This is a genomic window from Pseudovibrio sp. POLY-S9, from assembly GCF_001431305.1.
In the GTDB taxonomy this organism is placed as follows: Bacteria; Pseudomonadota; Alphaproteobacteria; order Rhizobiales; family Stappiaceae; genus Pseudovibrio.
In genome coordinates, this window is record NZ_LCWX01000243.1 from 125,714 (window position 1) to 129,315 (window position 3,602).

The 3,602-nt window shown below is 54.6% G+C and carries 3 protein-coding genes and 2 pseudogenes; 2 read left to right on the top strand and 3 right to left on the bottom strand.

The window, feature by feature from the left end; all coding sequences use genetic code 11:
- Nucleotides 1-737, top strand: a pseudogene (locus PPL9_RS27655) (DNA repair protein RecN); the annotation flags it as partial.
- A gap of 241 nt (nucleotides 738-978) precedes the next feature.
- On the opposite strand, the gene PPL9_RS27660 reads toward PPL9_RS27655, so the two are convergent.
- From PPL9_RS27660 to PPL9_RS27670, 3 genes are all read right to left on the bottom strand, one after another.
- Nucleotides 979-1,737, bottom strand: coding sequence for an ABC transporter permease (locus PPL9_RS27660; protein ID WP_057465731.1), 759 nt, complete (start codon nucleotides 1,735-1,737; stop codon nucleotides 979-981).
- Entirely contained in the window at nucleotides 1,734-2,417 is a 684-nt protein-coding gene (locus tag PPL9_RS27665) for an ATP-binding cassette domain-containing protein (RefSeq protein WP_057465732.1), read from the bottom strand. Before PPL9_RS27665 ends, PPL9_RS27660 begins: the two co-directional genes overlap by 4 nt.
- Before the next feature lie 190 nt (nucleotides 2,418-2,607).
- Nucleotides 2,608-3,057 carry a hypothetical protein gene (locus PPL9_RS27670; RefSeq protein ID WP_057465733.1) on the bottom strand — a complete coding sequence of 150 codons (450 nt, stop codon included), beginning with the start codon at nucleotides 3,055-3,057 and terminating at the stop codon, nucleotides 2,608-2,610.
- 335 nt (nucleotides 3,058-3,392) lie between these two features.
- Between PPL9_RS27670 and PPL9_RS33875 the strand changes: the two are divergent.
- Nucleotides 3,393-3,602: pseudogene (locus tag PPL9_RS33875) on the top strand (DUF2029 domain-containing protein); the annotation flags it as partial.

Here is a 3,602-nt window from a genome sequence, read left to right on the forward strand (position 1 = left end):
AGTATTCCGTGCAGCCGGATGACCTTGCTAAACTGCGGGCCCAGATGGAAGGTGACCTTTCCGATCTGGATGCAGGTGAAGAGAAATTGCAGGCGCTGGAAAGCGCTGTAGAGGCTGCCAAGCAAACCTATGACAAGCTGGCGGCGGCGCTGTCAAAGAAGCGTCAGAAAGCTGCCAAAGGCCTTGAGGCTGCGGTTCATGCTGAGCTTCCGGCTCTGAAGCTGGAACGGGCGCGGTTTATCATCAATATCGAGAGTGATGTTGAGCAGCGCGGGCCGTCCGGTATCGACACTGTCGAGTTCTGGGCGCAGACCAACCCGGGTACTCGTCCGGGGCCTATGTTCAAGGTTGCCTCTGGTGGTGAACTCTCCCGCTTCCTGCTGGCGCTGAAGGTGTCGCTGGCAGATAAAGGCTCGTCTCCGACGCTGGTGTTTGATGAGATCGACACGGGTGTTGGCGGTGCCGTGGCTGAAGCGATTGGCGTACGTCTTGCCCGCCTTGCGAACAGTGTTCAGGTGCTGACAGTGACGCATGCACCGCAAGTGGCTGCACGTGCCAATGGTCACTTCCTGATCCGTAAGGATGAGGTGGAGAAGGACCGTGTTGCGACACGTGTGACTGAGATCGCCGAGGGTGACCGACACGAAGAGATCGCCCGCATGCTCGCCGGTTCCACCATCACCGAAGAAGCCCGTGCCGCGGCCAAGCGTCTTATGGGCCAAGAAGAGCTGATTTAAGCCTCCTACTTTGATCGGAGTTCCTGCAACGCATAAGGGTAAACTTGATCCCCTCCTATGGTAAGTTATTGACTTACTTATAGCCTCAGGTGCCCGGAACCGCGTCTTCGACGATACACAGGCAGACTGTCACAAAGTAATTGCCCGTATGTTGGCTCATTCCATCAGACCGAAAAAGCTCACCCCTCCCGCAAGATCGCTGATGGCCAAGAATTGCTGGTGTAAGGCTCTTTGTCTCTGATCACTCGTACTCTGGTTCCATGTAGATGGTGAAGCGGAGGGCGAGGATGATGGCGAGGGTTTGGGTGGCGGAGATGCCGAGCATGATGGCGATCTGGTACTGGACCGCCTCGATCGGGTTGAAGCCGCCGAGAATCTGACCTGTCATCATTCCCGGCAGTGAGACCAGTCCCAGTGTTGCCATGCTGGCGATAACGGGGGAGGCGGCTGCGCGCAGGGAGGATTTGACGAGTGTTCGCCGGGCTTCCAGTTTGGTCGCTCCCATGGTGGTGAGCAGCTCGATGTGTTCCTTATCTTCCGGTGTTCTCAAGTTGAACCGGCGCAGGGCGATGACCAGTGAACCCAGAGCGTTGCCGAGCAGCATGCCGGCGATTGGAATGGTGACCTGCGCGGAGTACCACGGCACAGGGCGGCTGAGGATTACGATGAACATCAGCAGCACTGGCAGCATGGCAATGAGTATAGCTGCCGTGAGCGGGGCTGTTGATTTGAGGCGGGGCATTTGTGCGCGGCCAGCGGAGGTGATTGCGGCAATGGTTGCCATGGCGACCAGCCAGAGCAGGTTGAGGGCCAGATTGTCCAGATCGAAGACGGTTTGCAGATAGAAACCGATGACAAGCAGCTGAATGCTCATGCGGGCAATGGATATTGCCAGATCCCGTGAAAGGTCCCTCAGGCCCATGGTCCAGAGCAGGGACAGTGGGATGATTGCTATGAGATAAAAGAGAGCCAGATCACTCCACGCGACATTTGAGGTCATTGCACGCGCTCCTGTGAGCCTGGCTGTGCTGGTTCGGGCAGTTCAATTACCTGATCAATCTTGCTTTGAAGGTGGGCGTCGTGGGTGACAGCCAGCAGTGTCCCGGTGCTTTCCATCAGCAGGTCACCACAGGCGAGGGCATGGGCTGTGTCGAGGGCTGCTGTGGGTTCGTCTGCAATCCATAAAGGGCGTTGCAGAAGCAACGCGCGGGCGAGTGCGAGGCGTTGACGTTCGCCGCCGGAAAGGCTGCTGGTCGCCTGATTGAGTGCCGTGTTGGGCAGGCCCGCTGCTGTGAGAGCCTGAAGCATCTGAGTATCTGATGGCTTGTGTTTGTGGTTGGCTTGCAGCTCAAACGGTGCCTGCAAGGCCTCGTGAATATGGTCTGCCAGAGGGCTCACGCGTTGAGGGAGCCAGTTGAGTTGTTTGTGGAGCTGTGTTCGCCCGCCTGCTGTGTAAGAGACGCCGTTGAAGAGCAGCTCGCCTGCCTCCGGTTTATCCAGCCCTGCGAGAATGCGCAGGAGAACCGATTTGCCCCGACCGGAAGGGGCGCGGAGGCACAGTTTATCGCCTTCATACAGCTTGAAACAATAGGCGTGAAAGAGCTGGCGCCCTTGCTTGGTGACTGAGATATTTCGGGCCTCGATAAGAGGCACACGCTCTGCGTCCTGAGGGGCGGCCATTGGAACTCCTGATTGCAGGAGGGAGAGTCCTCTAGTTGCTGCTGAAAATCAAGGAGGGAGTGGTGGGCAGGGCATTTTGGGAGAGGACCTTATTTGGATGAGCCAAGGTCATGTGCTGCTTGTGCTCTCATGGAGCTGTTGAATGTAAGGGGCATGGTCTGATCCGATGCCCCTCACTGACGTTGCCCGATTAAGAAGTCGGGGTTTTCGCCTTGTTCATCAGTTTGATCTCAGCAGGGGTCAGCTTACGGGAGCCTTTGCCGCGCTTGAGATTGAAAGTAACCGGGTTTGGATAGTGATCCAGAGTTGCGCCTGTTACTGCGTCAACGCCCACTCCAACAACACCACCAAGGATAATGTTGCCAGCCATGCCAGCTGCACCTTTGCCGCTGACGCGGGTCTGAACATCGATAACCTGAGACTGGTAGCCCGGTGCAGATGCAGTCAGAGTGAATTCTTTTTTACGTGGAACGTTGATCACGCAAGGTCCAACACAAGTATGCGCTGTTGTTGATGTGATTTTCGCGTTCGCTGGCTTTACATCGATCTTGATGTCTTCAGATGTGCCGCGAACAACTGTGCCGCAACCGGCCAAGAGAATGCTGGATGCTACGACGCCAGCTACAAAATAGGATTTCATTTCCCAACTACCCCAAATTTACGTTGAGGCTAATTAGGCAGATGTCACAATTCAGTCAAATTCCTTAATGAATTTTTCTGGTGATATCTTTACCGATAGGTTGCATGTTTACAATCTGTTAAATTTTTAGGAGACTCTGAAATGAGTAGAATTTCTCATCTTTTTCTCGTGAACACTGTTTCATTTCCCTAAAAGAATCTTAAATTACGTAGCGTATTCAAATAATTAACTTGGTATCTTCTAAACTCTCCGGCAACCAAGACTTTATACTTGCGCATATTCTCATCCGAAAACCGGAACCACTTACGGGGATATGCATAGATGGAGGCCGGTAGATGTTTATCTCGTTCGCCCGCTTACAGATCTATTTTGTCATCGCGCTGCTGCTGATTGTGGTGGTCTATCCGCTGTATCTGTTTGGATCGGTGATGGGCCTTGACGGATTCGATCTGCGCAGGGTGGGGGGCGACTTCTACCAGTTCCTGCTTGCCTCTCGCATGGCTGTGGCGGGGCAAGCTGCGCAGCTTTATGACTTTGGCTGGTTT

Excerpts from the sequence above, each read along its gene's own strand:
- PPL9_RS27660 (WP_057465731.1), bottom strand. The coding sequence starts at position 1,737 with ATGACCTCAAATGTCGCGTGGAGTGATCTGGCTCTCTTTTATCTCATA.
- PPL9_RS27665 (WP_057465732.1), bottom strand. The coding sequence starts at position 2,417 with ATGGCCGCCCCTCAGGACGCAGAGCGTGTGCCTCTTATCGAGGCCCGA.
- PPL9_RS27670 (WP_057465733.1), bottom strand. The coding sequence starts at position 3,057 with ATGAAATCCTATTTTGTAGCTGGCGTCGTAGCATCCAGCATTCTCTTG.